Here is an 18665-nt window from a genome sequence, read left to right as displayed (position 1 = left end):
CTAGGGATCTAGAAAATCTATCTAGTTTTGTTAAGATTTGTGTAAGTTAACTATCCAGGCTCTGATTAAGAGTGTAGAGATATCCAACTGGCTTACAGTCAATCAATGATCGCCTGTGTAACATGAGTTATTGGTGAGTTATCGAGTAGACTCTTAAAGACACCTTATTGATTTAAGCCAATCCGGCACGGAAACCAATGACCACGCACGCTTTCAATCATTTAGTTATGGTGTAACAATATGTACGACGGGGGAATAGTGGATGAACAACGGCAAAGTCAGAATTTACGAATTATCACGGGAATTGAATTTGGACAACAAGGACATTTTGAATATTTGCGAAGGACTTCATATTGCAGTCAAAAGTCACAGTAGCACGATTACAGAATCTGAAGCTGAGCGAATCAGAGCGGCGGCGGAAAAATATGCTGAGGGGATCACTAGCCTCAAAGGTCGTGACCAAACAACCTCAGCATCTGCTAACCATGCAGATGGACGCTCTAACAATAATAATCAGCGCAAACAGCAAATTTTGAGCGTTAAACCTAAGCCTCGTTCCAGTTTTAGCTCTTCCCAGGGATCAGAATCTGGGTCAAAGTCTTCTCAACCCCCCGTCAAGCCGACTGTGAATCCACCGCGTCCACCCGCCCAGCTTAATCGACCGACGACACCAGTGAATTTGCAGGAGGACGATTCTGAGTCAGAAACAGAAACAGAAACACCAACTCCATCTCAAGGGTCACAGGAGAACGATACTAAAGCTGAAGTGGAAGCCAAACCCAAACTTATCCAACCCCCCGTTCGACCAGCGTCACCGAAACCCAGTCAACCCACCCAGGTCGAACGACCGAAATTGAAGCGCGAGCGATCGGACGAGACTCCATCAGAGTCGGATGACCGTTCTCAGCCGCCTGAATCGACGAGTTCTCCTGAACCGCCAACTCCGGTTCAAACTCCGGCTAAATCTCCCGCCCCAGCTCATCCGAAACCTCCGGCTCAGCCTGTTCCTAAACTTCAATCTCCCCCCAAACGCTCCCGACCGACTCGTCCGGGTGAGAGTCCTGAAGTGGCGGCTATCGATTCGGATTCTCAGGAACAGAAGCAGGAGGAGGTTGAGGAGGGCGTAGAAACCCTTCTGGAACCGCCGGAACTTAAAAATCTTAAAGCCAAACGACCCACGCCGCCACGTCAGTCGAAGAAACGTGAATGGATTGATGAAGAAGAAGATCGGGAAGGAGCTAAACCCGGAAAAGCGGCTAAGCTCAAGCGGCGACCTAAACTGATCGAAGAAGATGAGGAAGAGTTTGATGGTGACTACCAAACAGCTGACACCCCTGCGGCAGTCAGTATGTCGGTCGCTCGTCCTCCTAAACCTAAATCTCAAACGGGACAGACTCCCCCACCAACGGCAGCCAGTCAGGTTAGGAAAAAGCCAGAAGTTAAAACCGGCAGTAAACCAGAAAGTCGCGATCGCCGTCGTGAAAAGCAAGAAGTCGCTGAACGTCCTGAGCAAATTGTCTTAAACGATTCGCTAACCGTTCGAGAACTGGCGAATAAGCTGAACCTTGCCGAAACAGAAGTGATTAAGCAGCTATTCTTCAAGGGACTGGCAGTGAATATCACCCAAACCCTGGATCTGCACACCGCTCAAATGGTTGCTGAAGAACTTGGCGTTGATGTTCAGACAGAAGAAGCTGAATCAGAAGCCGCTAAAACCGAAATGCTGGATGCGGCTGACTTGGAATACCTGGTTCGACGTCCACCTGTAGTCACAATCATGGGTCACGTCGATCACGGTAAAACTACGCTGCTGGATGCCATTCGCGAAACCAAAGTGGCACAAGGCGAAGCGGGAGGAATTACCCAGCACATCGGTGCTTACCATGTCGATGTGGAGCATGAAGATAAAGTCCAACAGGTGGTCTTTCTGGATACTCCAGGTCACGAAGCCTTTACCGCGATGCGGGCGCGGGGAGCGCGAGTGACCGATATTGCTATTTTGGTCGTCGCTGCCGATGATGGGGTGCAACCGCAAACCCGAGAAGCGATCAGCCATGCTAAAGCCGCAGAGGTGCCGATTGTGGTTGCCGTTAACAAAATCGATAAGGAAGGGGCACAACCTGACCGAGTGAAGCAGGAGTTAATGGAACATGGATTAGTCCCAGAAGAATGGGGCGGTGACACGATCATGGTGCCAGTGAGTGCGATCCAAAAAGAAAACTTGGATACGCTCCTGGAAATGATCCTGCTCGTTTCTGACATTGAAGAACTCTCCGCTAACCCCGCCCGAGTAGCCAAAGGTACGGTTATTGAAGCCAACCTGGATAAATCAAGAGGTCCAGTTGCCACATTGTTGGTGCAAAATGGCACGCTGCGGGTGGGTGATACTCTAGTTGCAGGATCGGTCTTCGGTAAAGTACGAGCCATGATCGATGACCGAGGCAAACGAGTAGACGAGGCAGCACCCTCCTTTGCCGTAGAGGTATTGGGTTTAAGCGATGTCCCGGCTGCTGGTGATGAGTTTGACGTATTTGAACAAGAAAAAGAAGCTCGCGCCGTTGCGGATACGAGAAGCCAAGAACAGCGAGAATCTCGTCTGCAACAGGTGATGTCGTCCCGTCGAGTCAGCCTGAATAGCCTCTCTGCCAAAGCTCAAGAAGGGGAACTCAAAGAACTCAACTTGATCCTGAAGGCAGATGTACAAGGTTCGGTTGAAGCCATTCTGGGTTCACTCAAACAGTTACCCCAAAATGAAGTTCAAATCCGAGTCCTATTAGCGACGGCTGGAGAAGTCACCGAAACCGATGTTGACTTAGCGGCGGCTAGTGGTGCGGTAATCATTGGCTTTAATACCACTTTGGCTCACGGCGCTCGTTCTGCTGCTGAACAAGAGAGTGTTGATGTGCGCGAATACAACATCATCTATAATCTCTTGGATGACATTCAAGCGGCGATGGAAGGGTTACTGGAGCCAGAATTGGTGGAAGAACCCTTAGGTCAAGTGGAAGTCCGAGCTGTCTTCCCCGTCGGTCGTGGTGCGGTGGCAGGTTGCTACGTGCAGTCAGGCAAAGCAGTGCGGAACTGCAAGATCCGAGTGCAACGTCGGGGTCAAATGATCTACGAAGGAGTGCTTGATTCGCTGAAGCGGATGAAGGATGATGTCAAAGAGGTCAATGCCGGATTTGAATGCGGTATTCGTATTGATAGATTCAATGATTGGACTGAAGGTGACATCATCGAAACCTATAAGATGGTGAGCAAGCGCCGGACTCTATCAGCGACTTAGATGATATGTGATTAGTCCTTGGTTAATGACTAAGGACTAATGACAAAAGATAAAGGACAACCCAATGCGTTCTTTTTGGTCTGAACCGTTCTTGTGGATACATTTAGCGGGTTTAGCCGCACTGCCCCTAACGTTAGGGGTTGTCGCGCTAGGACTGGCAACGGGTGAACCCCTGTTACCTATCTGGCTAGAACTCTTAATTGTGGCAGTTATCGGCATCGCACCAGTTTTGTGGATGCAATTGACCCGCCCCTTTGACATTTTTAGTCTGCTCGTGGTGGCTCTGAAACCCGATCGCTTAACGGAATCCCAGCGGCGACTGTTGAGCTTATTTGACCGGAAAACCAACCCGCTGCTAACGATTATGGCAGCAGGTTTTATGGTATGGGTACTGTGGCAAATTTATAGCATCGCTCCTTTAGCTGCAGGGGTCGTTCCCTGGACAGTTCAATGGCACATCGCTGGATTGGCTTTGGCAGGAGTTGGGTTTCTGGCAAGCCACTTATTTTTGCAGGTGCCTTTGAGTGTGGTTCAAGTTATATTCACGAGCGAGACGGAGTGGGCAGCAACTCAACCTTATCCCGTCGAAAAAATACCGGAAAACTTTACAGTACCAGGGTTTCGGGTCAAACAAATTTTACCTGCGATCGCCCCAGAGTCTTCCTCGGCTGAATCGTCCCCTGAACAAGTGGATTGAGGATGACAACTCTATATCAACCTTTCACCCCCAGAAACCCGGTTTCTTGACCGATGTCCCAAAAATTTGGGTAGGTTGGCAATCAGTTGTTGCAAATGTAACAATTTAAACAACGCAGCTCCGTTATTCTGAAAATAAGGTTAAAAAATAAAAATAACAGTTAAGAATTGCTACTGACTCATTTTGTTTAGAACACGATAAAGGTATATGAAAAGCACAACTGTATCCGAATCCAACCAAATTTCCCCAGATAGTCCAGTTTGGGACAATCTCAAAGAAGCGATCGCAGCCAGTTCTGGATTTCAACGCTGGCAGATGGAGCATCCCGCCGCCCATCACCTTCAAGATCGCAGCTTGGAGCATCGGGTGCGTCGGTATTTGCGGGATACCCTAGAGACTCTGGCTTATTAAAAAATCTGAGGCAAACCCTCACTCAGGCGGGTAATCTGTTGGAGGATATCCGCTAAGCGATCGCCTTCAACATGAACATCGGCGGTTGGGTAGTTTTCCAGGATTTCGATCAGGGTGATTTGATTATCATTAAGCGCCGAGATCACTAAGGCAGATCGCAAAGACTGGCGATTTGCCCGGTTAGTCGGAGTATGAATCACCTCACTCACTTGATCAAGCATTACTTCTCCCACAGGAGTGTTGAGAATCCGAGACAACATAATCCCATTGACTGCAATGGGTTTGGTTAAAGTCGTCTGCAGTTCTTCAGGTTGCTTCCCAGCCAAATCCAGATACGCTTGTAGAGAACGTGATAACTCACCGGTTTGGGCAAATGTCGAAAGTTCGGGAACCGATATCGTCTCTCGCAGAAAACGATATTTTAAGACGACGGATTCTGAGGCGTTAGCAGCCAAGCTATAAGACCAGATGCCAGCGACAATGATCCCACTATACAGAAAACGTCGTAAATTTGATAAATAATTAAACATTTGAATGATGAATAGGGAACAATCAACAATTAACAATTCATAAATTAAGGTAATAAAGTGCCATCAGGCATAATAGCGTAGCTAAGTTTAGCGTTATTGAGGATAGTATTATCCAAGTCTGCCTCTCTCAAGTCAGCACCACTCAAATCAGCAGCGGTCAAATTCGCATTACTTAAATCCGCCGCCCTTAGTTCAGCAAGGCTTAAATTGGCACCAACTAGATTAGTATTCGCTAGTTTAGCTAGACTTAATCCAGCGCCAGCCAGATTCGCACGAGTTAGATTCGCACCGATTAATGCTGCCACAATCAGATTAGCTCCAGTTAACTTCGCATCCGTAAGATTCGCAGAAACCAGACTCGCACCACTCAGGTTGGCATACTCCAGATTTGCACGTCTTAAATCAGCACGGATAAGATTAGCACCAGCCAGATTAGCCCCCTTCAAATTCGTATTGCTCAAGAGAGCATCAGCCAATTGTACCCCACTCAAATCACACTCAACGCAGCTACCTGTTTGTCGCAATTGTTCTAGGTGTGCTGGATTGAACGCCTGCGCTGAGGGGTGTAGCCAGAGAGAGGCAAACAGGATGAGAGGAGGAAAGACTTTAAATGTCATGGCATAACTTTTGACTTTTTTTAGGATGGCTAACTGTGATGACTCAACCCGAAACTCTAGAATCTATGACTCCTATCACTTAAAGCTTAGACTATCGTCACCAAAAATTAACGGTTTGCATCACCCGCCCTTTAATTAAAATCACAGATAGTGAGAAGATACTGGCAGTTGACAGCTCACAAGAGCGACAATCAGAGGAGTGGGTTATGCTAGAAAGACTACTGCTAGCGATCGCGGTTACATTCTCAGTGTATCTATCAGTAGACGGTGGATTTGACAAAACACCGATCCCTTCAGTCTTACAACTGCCAACTTTTCCCGAACAAAATTTGAGTCCATGGCAATAAACAAGCGCTATGACACTTAGCAGCGATTTATGGCAATCTAACCAAGACTTGGCACAGGAGTGCCTCGCGCACCCTTTTGTCCAAGGTATCGCCACAGGGACACTGGATCGCCAGAAATTTGCTTACTATGTTGGTCAAGATGCTTTTTTCTTAGAAGCGTTTTCTCGCGCTTATAGTATAGCCGCCGCTAAATGTCCTGACTGGGAAGGATTTAACACGTTTCATACTCTCGCTGGCAGTGTTCTCGAAGAACTGCATCTGCATCAGAATTATGCCACAGCTTGGGAAGTCAGCTTGCACCAAATTGAACCCGCCATAGCGACGCGGTGTTATACTGACTTCTTGTTGGCAACAGCTTGGGGAAGTGAGATTGGTTTAATTACAGTGGCGATGACGCCCTGTATGCGCTTGTATGCCTTTTTGGGTCAAGAATTAGCCAAGGATGGTATTCCAGAACACACCTATACGGATTGGATTCGCACGTATAGTAATCCAGGCTTTGAGCAGTTAGCGCAGCAATTAGAGCGGTTAACAGATCAATACGCCCCACTCTCAGCCCCTGTAAAATCCAGCTATCGCTATGCTATGCTGTGTGAGCGAGACTTTTTCGATTCAGCGTGGCAAGCTGGTTCTTAACAGCTAAATAGTGATTAGGATAGCGTATTGAAAAAAATTCTAAATCTCACTCACAGTCAAAGTAAAAAAATCAATTCAGTTAGCTGATTAGGATTAACCTTATATTTTGTAGATAAATCAACTATTTTTAGATTCTTATCCTATTATGAATAGATTCCCTGATTTTATCATTGTTGGCGCGGGTAAATGTGGTACAACTTCATTACATAACTATCTCGCTCAACATCCCCAAATTTATATGTGTCCCCAAAAAGAAACCTTCTTTTTTATTAATGAAAAAACGCGAGAAAAACACAAGCCTTGGGGAGCAGTGACTACTGTTGAAGACTATTGTTCCTTGTTTCAAGATGCACCCAAAGGTAGTGTAACGGGGGAAATCTCTACAAACTACTATGCCTATCCTGAATCATCCCAGTTGATTTACCAGCACATACCGACAGTTAAAATTCTTGCTATATTGCGAGATCCAGCAGAACGAGCATTTTCTGGTTATCAAATGCATGTTCGTCAGGGAATTGAAAAGAGAAGTTTTGAACAAGTTATTTCGGAAGATAACAAATATGTAAAACGAGGATTTTATTTTTCGGAAATTATTCCTTATTTTACAAGATTTAATCGTCAGTCTATTAAAATTTTATTGTACGATGATTTATGCCAAAATCCTATTGCGTTTATGCAAGATTTGTTTAAATTTATTGAAGTAGATGATAAGTTTATTCCAGACATGAGTAAAAAAGGAAGAAAGGGTGGACTACCTAAAAATCAATCTTTAAATCAACTATTAACCAAACCTAATTTACTAAGGAGTTCTGTTGCGGCTGTTCTGAAATTAGCTATGCCACTACAGCTTCGGCAAAAAATTAGAGCAGGACTGATTAAGAAGAATATTTACAAAGCTAAGCTTTCTCCAGAAGCAAAAAGGAAACTAATTGAAATTTATAAAGATGATATCCTTAAGCTTCAAGATTTACTTGAAAGGGATTTATCTAATTGGTTGTCTATGCCCAATCAAGTCAAGGAATAGATGAATATTGAATATATTCCTAGATTGCTATATTATGGACGATTCACCGGACTTGATATTATTTCTGTGCTATTCATATTTAAGTGGGTTTACCGTTTAACCAATGGGAACAATTTAACCCAGTAAGTTCCTGTAATTGAATGATATCATCATGGTAAAAATCGAGTATTTCTGTCCTGATACGTTCTGATAAAGGTGGTAGAGGTTTTTCCTGACTTTTTTCTAGAAACGTTTTTATTTGGGGTAAAAGTGGTTTAAAAATAGGTTTAAAAAATTTTTTTATATTATTTCGAGATTTGACAATTTGCAAAAGTTTTCTAGAAGAGTCATCTATTTTTAGATTGCCTTTATGATAGCGTTGTTTAAAATCAAACTCAAAATTTGAATCTACACCAATAAAAGTAAGTAGTTCTTTGAAAAATACTTGTTTTTTATGGACTATATCATCATATAACAAAATTTGTATTTTTGCTCGATCAAACAAATCAAAATATTTTTTTAGGTTTTGATAATACAAACCCGGCTTGCGAAATGTTTCTTTTTCAAAAAATTTCGATAAAACAACTGAATCAAAATCCTTTATTTGTTGTGGTGTGAAATATTCTCCCCTAGCCCATAAAATATGAGAATAAGCCCTTTCAGCGGGATTTCGCAATACGGCAATAATCTTTACATGAGGAAATAAATTTTGAATCCTGGCAGCCACACCATCACCATGAAGATAAACACTGGAAACCTCACCCAAAGCTTTTTGAGTTGTAGCTCCTTCTAATTGAGCAAGATATTCTCCTGCATCTTCAAGTGAATTTATGTAAGGTTTACGACTCAAACGATCACTGCCTTTATTGGATATTAAATATATGGCAGGATGCTGCTTAAGATAATTATGAATAGAGGTTGTTGCCGCTTTATGCGCCCCAACTACTATGAAAGTAGGATATCTCATGGTAACTAATTACCTCTCTCTAATGTCTTAGGGTTTTCTATTTATTCTACCTTTAAGCTTTTGCCATAGATTTTTTTGCGTTGGAGTTTGTAACGATTCATCATCAGGGATATGTTCACCAAGATAGCGATAATATTTCCAGATATCCCAATAGGGACAACCGGGCTGGATGCGAATGCCTGCCCAATGTAAATAGTCTAGCGGTTGATTGACATTCGGATCAATCAGGTGATGATCTTGAACCTGAAAATGTTTGCTACCCGCCCAACTTCCTGGCGCACCACCGGGGCGGCGCACGATATTAAATCGCTGGGAAACCTGCTTCAAGATCATATAGTTTATGATAGGTTGATCAGAGGTTTTTTGGGAAAAATCAAAGTATTCCGGATGTGATGCACATTCACTGAAGGTTTGATATAGTGTTTCTTCCGATATCGTATTTCTCTTGGCTCCCCAAAATCCGCCATTGAACATATCCTGGATATCATTTTCGCTAAATACACCGTCTTCTATGACTTTTGGCGTAAATACATTTTTGATTCCACCGCTATGTTGATAGTCATAGCAAATAAAATCATACTTATCTAAATAGTCGGTTGTTTCTATTATTTTGTCAAAGACAACAATATCTGTATCAATATAAATAAATTTATTAAACGCACCAAACCAACAAGCTTGTTTACGGAATTGATTGGGTCGAGCAAAAAATCCTTTGCCAAATATTTCGTATAACTGATTGGATAGACGTTCGATAAAGTCTAAGTCTTGATAGATTTCTACCTGATAGGAGTCTTGTGAAATTTTAGCAATGGTTTGATAGTTATCATCATAAGGAATTAAGCAAATCGGTGTCTCTGAATCATGAAAGCGGATACTTTTGAGCAGAGCAATTGTCTGCTCAATGACTTTATCGTTAGCTGTAATATAAATTCCACGACTCATTGAAAACTCCTCGACTTATGTTGATTAAACTATCTAGGGCGTTAGTTTGAGTTTCCTCAAGATTTTAGTCGCTAGATTAGGCGGTTGATTATAGGGTTTGGGTCGAGTGGTGAATTTTGGGCAATTTTCGGGTTCATGAAGGTAGCGATAATGCAAAAAAATATCACGATAGGGAAAGTCTAAATTTTCACCTGCACAAACTTTCTTGATCAATTTAGAGGAAACACCAATGTAGTGCAGATACGTTAAGCGTGTACCTTTATCGTATAGTATGTTGTCGCTATTCGTAAAATGTGAAGACGTGACAGAATTTCCCGTTTTTTGAGTAGCTGGTAGAGTTAATGCAAAATTATGAATGGAGAGATCAGACCGCATTCTCATGTAGTTTAAAACAGACTGATTAGGCGCTCGCAAGTATAGTACCTCGGCTTCTCCTGCAGCTAGCTGCGAGATCAACCAGTCTCGTCTCTCTTGGGGAAACATATTTTGCTTTGAGGCATAAAATCCAGAACAAAATATTTCTGATTTGATTTTCACGTCATCAAATACTTGAAATAGAATTGATGATTCTATGTTGTAAATATGTCCCGGATCTTTGTATTGAAAGTCATAAACAACAAAATCACTCTCCTCTAACTGTTTAAAGATGAAATCTAACGAATTCATGACCAAAGTGTCAGCATCAAGATAGATGAATCGCTCAAATGGACTGTCCGGATCAAAGGCACAGTAGCGGTGATTTTCACCCACTCGATAGAATTTAGAGGTGATTCCTTGCTCCTGCCATACCTGTAAAGCATTGGGATGGGTTTTCCATACCTGATAGGAGAAATCTTCCCAGCGTTGGAACAGGGCAGTATCTTCAAGCAAGGTCACATTTTGGCGATTGGCTACTTCTAGTCGGACTTTATCTAACTGATTGTTATAGGCAATTACACACACAGGTATGTCGGAACCGGCATTGGCTTCAATACTATTGAGCAACGCCACAAGTTGATCATAAACGGCATCGTTAGCTAGGGTATAAATTCCTTCTTTCATCAGGTTTAATTGAGTTTTGCCACTAGGTTAGATATGAAGTTAAGCAGATTCAATTTATGCAAAATTATCTGACGGGCTTCAGCGATCGCGTCCTTGGCTTCATACCAAGCATCTGGGGTTGAGGTTACTTCTTTAATATAAGCGATGCCCTGCTCATCTAAGCTAGGGAGTCGCAAAAAGCTTCCAGGTGGCAGTAATTTATCCGCCGCCGAACCGCCGTAGTAAACAGGTAAACACCAGGCGAGTAGAGCATCCCAGAGTTTTTCGCTGACATACCAATCATTCCCAGCATAGTTTTCGATCGCCAGATTATAGTAGTACGGTGCCATGCCATGCCATTTGTTTTTCAGGGTACCCTTTGCCTGCGCCCAGTCTGGTAATCTACGCCCATACAGGTCAAACTCAAACCCACTCTCTCGTAATGACTTCAAGAAGGCTAAACGTCTACGATGTTCAGGAGTGCGATCGATTCCTGAGGTGATCCAACTACAAGGGTGTATTTTTTCCGGCGGTATCATTTCATTTAATTCTCGGAAGGAATTGGCGTGATACCAAATCGCGGGCATATAATCAGGGGTGGGAGCAAAATCATCGGGTCCGGAAATATAACCGCAATACTTTTTTGCCGCTTCGTAGTTTGCCTTGTGGTTGTGAACCACTTTATCCAGGGGGGGTTCTCGTAATAAGTAGATTATCCGCTCTTTGGGAATGCCGCGTAACTGGGAAGCGACATCGGGTTTTGAGGTCTTTTTTTGGAGCAAACGTTTCCACCAGGGGAGTTGGGGACTAGGTTTGGGAAACGAATACTGGTACATGAGCAGAAAATCAGGCTCAGGGGCTTGGGAGAGCATTTGGATGTTATCCCAGATTCCACAAGGGTTTGGTGTTTGTTCCCATAGCCAGTCCGCTTGATTAAGCCCACGATAACTACTAATCATTCCGACAATTTTTCTGCCCATGTTTTTTTGTCAGTCTACCGTATCAGTCTTAGCATTTATCCGGTCAGTCAGCCAACTGTAAAAATTGGGGAATAGATTTTATGGTTAAATCGGGCGCACGTCTGTGCGCCCCTACGGTTTCTGGGCTAAGGGTTAATTCATCTTGCTTAGGTGTGCCACACTACTACTACCAAGGACTACCCACAAGGGTTAAAGCACTCCAGTAGTAAGGATGGGTAAAATCTTGGTCTGGCAATTTGGCGAGTTCGGGGTTTAAGGGGATCTGAAGTTCTCCAGCGACTAGCTGTTTGTCCTCTAGCCGTACTTCACCGTTAATCATAGCCAGTTGAGTTTGTCGCAGGGCTTCAGCTTTAATTGGTGCTTGTTGCAAATGGTCATAAAAGCTAGTCATGAATCCCAGAGTACCCGCATCACTAACATACCAGAGGCTTCCTAAGGCGGACTTCACCCCAGCTTGTATGGCTAACCCAGCAAACCCTAATTCGGCTTCTCTATCGCCTAAGGCGGTGCGACAAGCACTGAGGACTAACAGTTCTGTGGGAGGATTGTTTAATCCGAGTTGCCGCAATTGATCTAATCTGAGTTTCTGGTTCCATAACTGGATATAGGAGTTAGACGCCTTACCCGATTGAAACTCGCCATGAGTGGCTAAGTGAACAATTCCAAAGGGTTGAGATGAGCGGATTTTCTGGAGATTTTCTAAGGTAAACTCTTGGTTAAGGAAAGCTTTCCCTTGCCACAAGGGACCTGCGATCGCGGATAATTCTAAGGGTACAGCAGGTAAGGGATTCAGATCCTGGAATGTATCGGCACCCATGGCGAGAACACCAACATTGCGGATATCCACATAGCGAGTATCGGTGAGTGATAGACTGGGCATCAAACCAACGCTGTAGCGTTCAACCAGAAATCCTTCGCCATCATGGAGTGCGGCTACAGGTAAAGAACGTAATCCCTCGTCCATGATGAAGGCGAGGTTATCAATCTCTTGGGTTTGTAGATTTTCTTCTAGGGGAGCAACAAGCCATTGATACAGTTGTTGTCCTGGAGTGATATAGTCACGGGGAATCCTGACATTGGTGACGTTGCGGCGAAATTCCTGAGCGACTTCTAGGACTTGTCCACGGGTTACTCCAGCGATGCGTCGCCGTATCGGGGGTTCCTCGGCGGAGATGATCAGCAGTTCTAATTGATCACTCTCTTGGGGAGTAATTGTAACATGGGGACCGGAGCGATTGAGGTAGTTATCAAACGCCTCGGTATTATTCGTTTCTAATCCGATATAGTTGGTGTTTTTTGAGATTTCGGTTGGCGCAAAACTGACATAAATGAGTGCGGGTTTTTCCCCAGTTGCTTGTTCAATTTCACTCAGAATTTGACGCGCTTCTGTCTCACTTTTGATCGGGGTACTTACGCGATTGGATGCGATGGGTTGAACTACTGAGAATGATTCAATTTCCTCTTCGACTTGATTTTGGATTAGATCAGTTGCTGGTGGCGCCAGTGTTGATGTCGGTGTTGGCGTCGGTGTTGGCGTCGGTGGTGGTGTTGGTGGTGGCTCGACGACATTAACGCTAACCTGTTGTGGTTCAGAGAAGGAGACGCGATCGCTCCCTACAATGGTAAACGCTGAAATGTCACCAATGTCATCAATTGGCGGTGTATATCCCAGAGTATCTCCTTCCTCAATTGTGTCTCCAGGTTCTAGAGTAACTCCATTTTTGGTTAAGGTTCCGGCATTAATTTGATCAATGACAATTGACAAATTCGTATCACCATCTGCATCCTCTAGAGTTGCCTTTAAATCGTCAAAGGTAAACGTAATAGGCTTATTTTCTTCTGTGTCAGGTAGCGTTGGATTTAGCGTTAGTTCGGGTGGACTATTAACAGACGTGATAGTAATACCGTTGGGTGTACCCTGGGCTTCACCGCCTTCTGGTAAAACTGGAAATGAGCCTGAAGACAAAGAATTATTATCGCCAGTATCGATACTTCCTGCTAAACCATTAGTCGTTAAACTGCCAACAACGAAGGGTACATTTTCTGATCCGCCATCATGCTGGATTTCAACAGAACCATTTTGAATTGTTGTACCACCGAAGTCGTCATCACTACTTGCCCGCGTTAAGATAGTTGTGTTAGTAGCAAGCAATCCCGTTCCTTGCACCACTCCACTAGCGATAATGCTGACATCTCCTGCTGTTACATTTGATATCATTTGACCGATCGCAGAAGTATCTATAGTGGTAAACTCAATATTCCCTCCTGCCTCTAAGATTACAGAACCTGCTACCTGATCAAACCCTGTTGTCGAGGAATTAATTGCTCCTGTTTTTATCGTGCCATCAGCTCGCAACTCTACATTCCCACCATTACTAAAGAAACCAGATGAATTAATATTTTCAGTTTCAATATTTCCACCAGCCTCTAAAGTGACACTTCCCGCATCTAACTCACCAGAGCCATCATTAAAGGAATCAATCGCACCTGTGGTAATATTTCCACTCGCTTCGATAATGACTGGACCACCATAATGGTCAACTCCTTCACCAAAATCAAATATACCAACTGCAATATCACCAACCGTTACATTGCCAGGGGATGAGGGTTCTCCTGATGAATCGAAAGAAGTTTCTCCCGCATCTATAGGAACATTTGGAGTATTGTCCAATGTATCCAAACCTGCTCGTAAAATCAGCGCAGGTTGATTGCTTAATATATCACTATCGGGATCTCCACTCTCGCTGAGCGTAAAGTCTGCATCTGTAATCGTAATATTTCCTCCTGAAATACTACCTGTCGCTTCTATTTTCAGCGAAACCCCTGTATAATCACCGAAATCAACATCACCAATCGCACTAATAATCGGATCTTGTTCACTATAAAATACCCCTGAATTACCCAACAGGTTTAAAATTGAAAAACTGCCACCACTAGCAAAGTGAGCATCTCCAGAAATAATTCCATCGCTGACTAAACTTAGATCACCTCCACTGACAAAGGGAGTCTGGTAAAGATGATTCAGCGCTAAGATATCAATGCCCAGATTTCCTCGAATATAAAGATTCCCACCCGCTTGGGTAATAAAAGGATTCTCAATACTATCACGCACAAAGACTATGTTGTTAGCGAGGAGATTCATATCCCCACTTGTTCTAAGTTGGCTCTCGATGAGAGTCAGATTTTGCTGGGCTGAAAGGGTAGCTGTTCCAGCATTGATTTGATTAACAGCGACATCACCAGTTTGGACTTCAGTACCTGAATTGGTGAGTTGAACTTGTCCTTCCGGAGTAACTGTCACGTCTGAATTAGTATCTACACCGTTACCTGTAAGGAGTTGAGGTAACATCTGAGGTGTAATCGGTGTTGGATTACCTTGGTTATTCGTGGGCGGTTCAATTTGTAAACTCAGGATTTGTCCAGCTTGATTAATTTGTAATCGACTGGTTCCTGGTACTGAGGCTATAGTGATATTTCCCTCTGGGGTTGTCAGCGTACCCGTACTCAGAACTGTTCCCCCAATTAGGGAAAGATTCGCGGCGGCTGGTACAGCTAAGTCTCCCATATTAATGATACTTCCTGGCTGTAAGGTTTCAAACCGAAAGCTATTGGGGTTTCCTACTAGGTTGGTATAATCATTACTGGCAAATACGTTAAACCAGCTTCCATTAAAGCCAATGCCAGTTGCTGTGGTTGCGGTAAAGGATGCCGAGACGTTTAGTTGGGAATTGGCTCCGAAGACTATTCCCGCCGGATTCATTAAAAATAAGTTAGAGTTGCCTCCTGTAACTTGAATGAGTCCATTAATGATAGAGGGATCACCCCCAATTATTTTTGCCAATATATTATTAATCGTTGATTCAGAAATAAAGTTAGCAACCTGATTACTATCAACGCCAAAACCTTCAAAACTATGGAATAGATTTGTGCCATCTGCCGATTGAGAACCGCCTGTGATGTTGATTTGGTTGCCTGAGGGAGTGACAATCGTATCCGTGCCATCATTAGCGGGTGTAATAGTAATAGATTGAGCGTGGACTGTTTTTTGCCCAATCATAGCTACCCCTGAAAGAGTTGCCAGAGATAAGCCAGCAATTTTCAGGGTTGAGGATAGAAGCGGCGTTTTGCGTTTCAATGCGAACCGTGCCTGCATTGTTGCGCCTGTCCCTTTTGTTTGTAAAGCTACTTCTACGCGATCACTCAATCCCCGCCGTTGCAGCGCCCGTCTCATGGCTGCATGACAATGGGAAATCTGTTGTACTCGATTCTGATAGGAAAGACTCTCAGGGTTGCTGCGGTAATAATAGAGAGGTTTGGAAATATGGGCTATTTCTGTCGTTTCTGACAACTGTAGACACAAATCATAATCTTCTGCATATTCAGCTTGCAGATCAATTCCACCCACTCTATCGAAAACAGAACGACGAATTAACCGGAAGTGGAACGTCATAAAGTTTGTCAGCAGTCGTTGTTTAGAATAGGGAACACGACAGCGTTGTCCGTAACCAATGACTTTACCGCTTTCATGAATGTCTAAGTAATCGGTGTAAACCATCCCTACATCTGGCTGAGTATCCAGAATTGCGGCGGTTTCCGCCAATGCGGTGGGGGCTAACCAATCGTCGCTATCCACCCAACCGATATAAGAACCTGTGGTTTGCGCGATCGCACATTTCAGTGAAATACCTCGTCCTTGATGTTCAGCCGCGATAACCCGAACTCGCGGATCACGTTTAGCATAGTCTTGGGCTATCGCAACCGATCTATCCGTTGACCCATCATCCCACACAATTACCTCAAAATCCCCCCAGGTTTGTGCCAGTATGCTGTCAATCGCTGCACCGAGGTAACGTTCTCGGTTGTACGTGGTGATGACAAGAGAAATGGCGGTAGTCATGGCATCCTCCGGAAGGGTGGTTTTTGGGGTCTTGATGCGTGGATCATCAAACGGTGGAAAAACTGAGATCGGCTGGTGCGATCGCGGATTAGATCCTACTGTCTATCGTAGTCGAGGGATTTGCGATCGGTTAATTTTAGAAATTAAATGATACAGTTCAACCTGATATCTATAAGGACACGACAATGCCATGCCCCTACAGCTATTTATCAGGTTTTACATCAGCGATATTCAAGGTCAGATTTAACCAGTTGCTCAAATTTTCACTTCATCGGCAAAACTAGCCCGACGGACAAAGTAAAAAGGACCAGCAATAGAACCCCAAATATGCTCATCGGTTACGGGATCGCGTCCCCGATCTAAACTGATAAACTGATTTTCGTCAATTTCAAACGTGCTGTCCAGATAGGTTTCCTTGCCTTTGCGGAAAACCTTACAGGCTTTGCCCGGTTCAACGTGTCCTTGAAAGCTTTTCCCTGTCCATTCGACAATCATATTACAACCCGGAAGTTTATCTAGTTGATCGGTGGTTAGGGTTTGCAGGCGGTTAAGATCACGAGATGCGCCGTAAAATTTTTCTGGCTCTTTAACAGTGTAATTTTCAATTTCAATATGATCGCCAACAACCATTAATTTCAACACCCGTAAGCGGTAAGGGACGTTGAGAAGATAGTCATAGGCTTGTTCGACAAAGAAACTGACGCCATCCAGGAGTGACGCGGGGAAGGGACGCATAAACACCCGGATATGGGCATAAAAGGGCGGATTATCAAAGGCTTGTTGTTGGTTACTAAAGTCAGCCGCCATCCAACGGGCTAATGTGGCAATGTCAGTAGAATGAGTCATTATTAACGATCTTTTAATCGAAATATTGGATCGGGATCAATCTTAAATTGATTTTATTCCCAATAACAGAGGCATTCATGTCTTGATTGCTGTACCCTAGTAGAGTTGAGCGGTGAGCAAACCTCTGTGGATGCAATTCTAGAGCAAGCCAAAGATCTGAAACAAGCCCTAACGGACTTCGTACTGGAAGCAGACGGAGAGTTAGCCGTCGCCTTGGAAAGCTATGCGGCGGATCAGTTGACGCGAGAACCCTACGATATCAATCAGCGCAACTTGGTGATTGATACCTTCTTGACTGAGGGTGAGGTGGACAATCAGACACCGTTGGATCTGTTCCTAGAACAACATCCTAATTTAACACCCCGCGATCGCACGTTGTTAAACCGATGGCGAGATAGCTTTATTGGCTTGTTTGAACTCACCCACATCCTCCCTGATGGCTTTGAACTGAAAAATTGGCTAACGGATAAGCATTACACCGCCAAACCCACTCATCCCACCACTATTGAACAGATGCAGCGGTTTAAGGTTGGGGAAATCTTACTCACTCGCCTCGCCCCTGTCACCGATACTTACTGGATGATTTTTAGTCCCATCCTTGCCAAAGGGCGCTTAAGTCAGCCGAAGCTAGCCGTAGCCATTGGGGAATTCAAGAATAACTACAAAAATGCTCTTTACCGTGATGCGCCGGAACTGTTAGAACAGGCTTGGGACTCTGTCGCTACCTATCATCAGTCATTTGTAGACTTTTTTGGACGCGATCGCGTTACCCTCCCTGGATACCAGCTTAATCAAAAATTGGCTCAACTGCGGGATAAAATGACCCAAGAACGTCTAGCGGCGGCTGGGATCGATCCGTCGAAGTCCCTCAAAGAGATGATTCAAGATTCGGGTACGGATGAGGAGGACGTTAAATCAGCGGCGGTAGAAGCTGGCGCAGACGCCAACGCGGTTAGCAATATGTTGGACAACTCCACCAACTCTCCCATGGTGACGCCTAAGGTGGATTTACCGGACGATATCCGCAACGCTGAACAGGTGACGGTTTTTTCTCATCCCCGTTGGGGCCAGATGTTCCTTCCCAGTTACACCAAGTTTCAAGAAATGCTAGCATCCGAAGACTGGCAAACTTATCCCAATGCTGAACAACGAGTCCACAAATACTTAAATGATCCTCAGATTCACCTGTTTATCTGGCAACAGCTAGCCGAGGAGTATCCTACTCAACTGGAGACGGTATTACAAACAGTGTTAGATCGTCCAGATTTTAATCTTCAGCAGGAGTTAGAACCTACCCTTCACCAAGAGTTTCATAAACCCCTAGAACCGGAACTCCCGGAAATTGCTAGCGTTCCCCTGCATTTGCACAATCTGTTTGAGTCGGCTGTCGCTGAGGTTCACAAATCCAAGTCTAAAGGCAAGCGGAAAAAGAAAGCCGCCAAAGGTTTCCAATAATCCTTTGGATAGGTTAGGATAGGGCAAATTA

15 protein-coding genes are annotated in these 18665 nt (G+C 44.2%); 7 read left to right on the top strand and 8 right to left on the bottom strand.

Annotated elements, in window-relative coordinates; genetic code table 11:
- Positions 1–262: 262 nt before the first annotated feature.
- From infB to RIG66_RS08530, 3 genes are all read left to right on the top strand, one after another.
- The gene (infB, locus tag RIG66_RS08540; protein WP_446377059.1) at positions 263–3286 is read left to right on the top strand and encodes a translation initiation factor IF-2; all 3024 of its coding nucleotides are present in this window, start codon (positions 263–265) and stop codon (positions 3284–3286) included.
- Between the two features lie 64 nt (positions 3287–3350).
- A complete protein-coding gene (locus RIG66_RS08535) occupies positions 3351–3983 on the top strand; it encodes a low-complexity tail membrane protein (protein WP_446377057.1) in 633 nt (210 codons plus the stop codon).
- 207 nt (positions 3984–4190) lie between these two features.
- Positions 4191–4394, top strand: a complete 204-nt coding sequence (locus RIG66_RS08530; RefSeq protein ID WP_446352016.1) for a hypothetical protein — start codon at positions 4191–4193, stop codon at positions 4392–4394.
- On the opposite strand, the gene RIG66_RS08525 is transcribed toward RIG66_RS08530, so the two are convergent.
- Positions 4391–4924, bottom strand: a complete 534-nt coding sequence (locus RIG66_RS08525) for an alpha/beta hydrolase (protein WP_446377055.1) — start codon at positions 4922–4924, stop codon at positions 4391–4393. The genes RIG66_RS08530 and RIG66_RS08525 overlap by 4 nt on opposite strands.
- A gap of 44 nt (positions 4925–4968) precedes the next feature.
- Positions 4969–5541 carry a pentapeptide repeat-containing protein gene (locus tag RIG66_RS08520; protein ID WP_446377053.1) on the bottom strand — a complete coding sequence of 191 codons (573 nt, stop codon included), beginning with the start codon at positions 5539–5541 and terminating at the stop codon, positions 4969–4971.
- Between the two features lie 206 nt (positions 5542–5747).
- Here RIG66_RS08520 and RIG66_RS08515 point away from each other — a divergent pair, with 206 nt between their 5' ends.
- The 3 genes from RIG66_RS08515 (at position 5748) to RIG66_RS08505 (ending at position 7548) form a co-directional block, all read left to right on the top strand.
- On the top strand, positions 5748–5888 hold the full coding sequence (locus RIG66_RS08515; RefSeq protein ID WP_446345504.1) for a hypothetical protein: 141 nt from the start codon (positions 5748–5750) through the stop codon (positions 5886–5888).
- A 9-nt stretch (positions 5889–5897) separates the two neighbouring features.
- Complete coding sequence (locus RIG66_RS08510) at positions 5898–6524, top strand: TenA family protein (protein WP_446377051.1); 627 nt, start codon at positions 5898–5900, stop codon at positions 6522–6524.
- 145 nt (positions 6525–6669) lie between these two features.
- Complete coding sequence (locus RIG66_RS08505; protein WP_446377049.1) at positions 6670–7548, top strand: sulfotransferase family protein; 879 nt, start codon at positions 6670–6672, stop codon at positions 7546–7548.
- 79 nt (positions 7549–7627) lie between these two features.
- Here RIG66_RS08505 and RIG66_RS08500 read toward each other — a convergent pair whose 3' ends face one another.
- From RIG66_RS08500 to RIG66_RS08475, 6 genes are all read right to left on the bottom strand, one after another.
- Positions 7628–8494 carry a sulfotransferase domain-containing protein gene (locus RIG66_RS08500; RefSeq protein ID WP_446377047.1) on the bottom strand — a complete coding sequence of 289 codons (867 nt, stop codon included), beginning with the start codon at positions 8492–8494 and terminating at the stop codon, positions 7628–7630.
- 27 nt (positions 8495–8521) lie between these two features.
- Positions 8522–9436: an Npun_R2821/Npun_R2822 family protein gene (locus RIG66_RS08495; RefSeq protein WP_446377045.1), complete on the bottom strand. Its 915-nt coding sequence runs from the start codon at positions 9434–9436 to the stop codon at positions 8522–8524.
- 33 nt (positions 9437–9469) lie between these two features.
- Positions 9470–10477, bottom strand: a complete 1008-nt coding sequence (locus RIG66_RS08490) for an Npun_R2821/Npun_R2822 family protein (RefSeq protein ID WP_446377043.1) — start codon at positions 10475–10477, stop codon at positions 9470–9472.
- Positions 10478–10482: 5 nt separating this feature from the next.
- Positions 10483–11436 carry a glycosyltransferase family 10 domain-containing protein gene (locus tag RIG66_RS08485; RefSeq protein WP_446377041.1) on the bottom strand — a complete coding sequence of 318 codons (954 nt, stop codon included), beginning with the start codon at positions 11434–11436 and terminating at the stop codon, positions 10483–10485.
- Between the two features lie 166 nt (positions 11437–11602).
- Complete coding sequence (locus RIG66_RS08480; RefSeq protein WP_446377039.1) at positions 11603–16333, bottom strand: CHAT domain-containing protein; 4731 nt, start codon at positions 16331–16333, stop codon at positions 11603–11605.
- Positions 16334–16588: 255 nt separating this feature from the next.
- The gene (locus tag RIG66_RS08475) at positions 16589–17179 is read right to left on the bottom strand and encodes a CpcT/CpeT family chromophore lyase (RefSeq protein ID WP_446377037.1); all 591 of its coding nucleotides are present in this window, start codon (positions 17177–17179) and stop codon (positions 16589–16591) included.
- Between the two features lie 105 nt (positions 17180–17284).
- Here RIG66_RS08475 and RIG66_RS08470 point away from each other — a divergent pair, with 105 nt between their 5' ends.
- Entirely contained in the window at positions 17285–18634 is a 1350-nt protein-coding gene (locus tag RIG66_RS08470; RefSeq protein ID WP_446377035.1) for a hypothetical protein, read from the top strand.
- Positions 18635–18665 lie beyond the last annotated feature (31 nt).

The organism is Coleofasciculus sp. E2-BRE-01, from assembly GCF_040221695.1.
GTDB lineage: Bacteria > Cyanobacteriota > Cyanobacteriia > Cyanobacteriales > Coleofasciculaceae > Coleofasciculus.
This window is presented reverse-complemented; position numbering and strand designations above follow the sequence as displayed.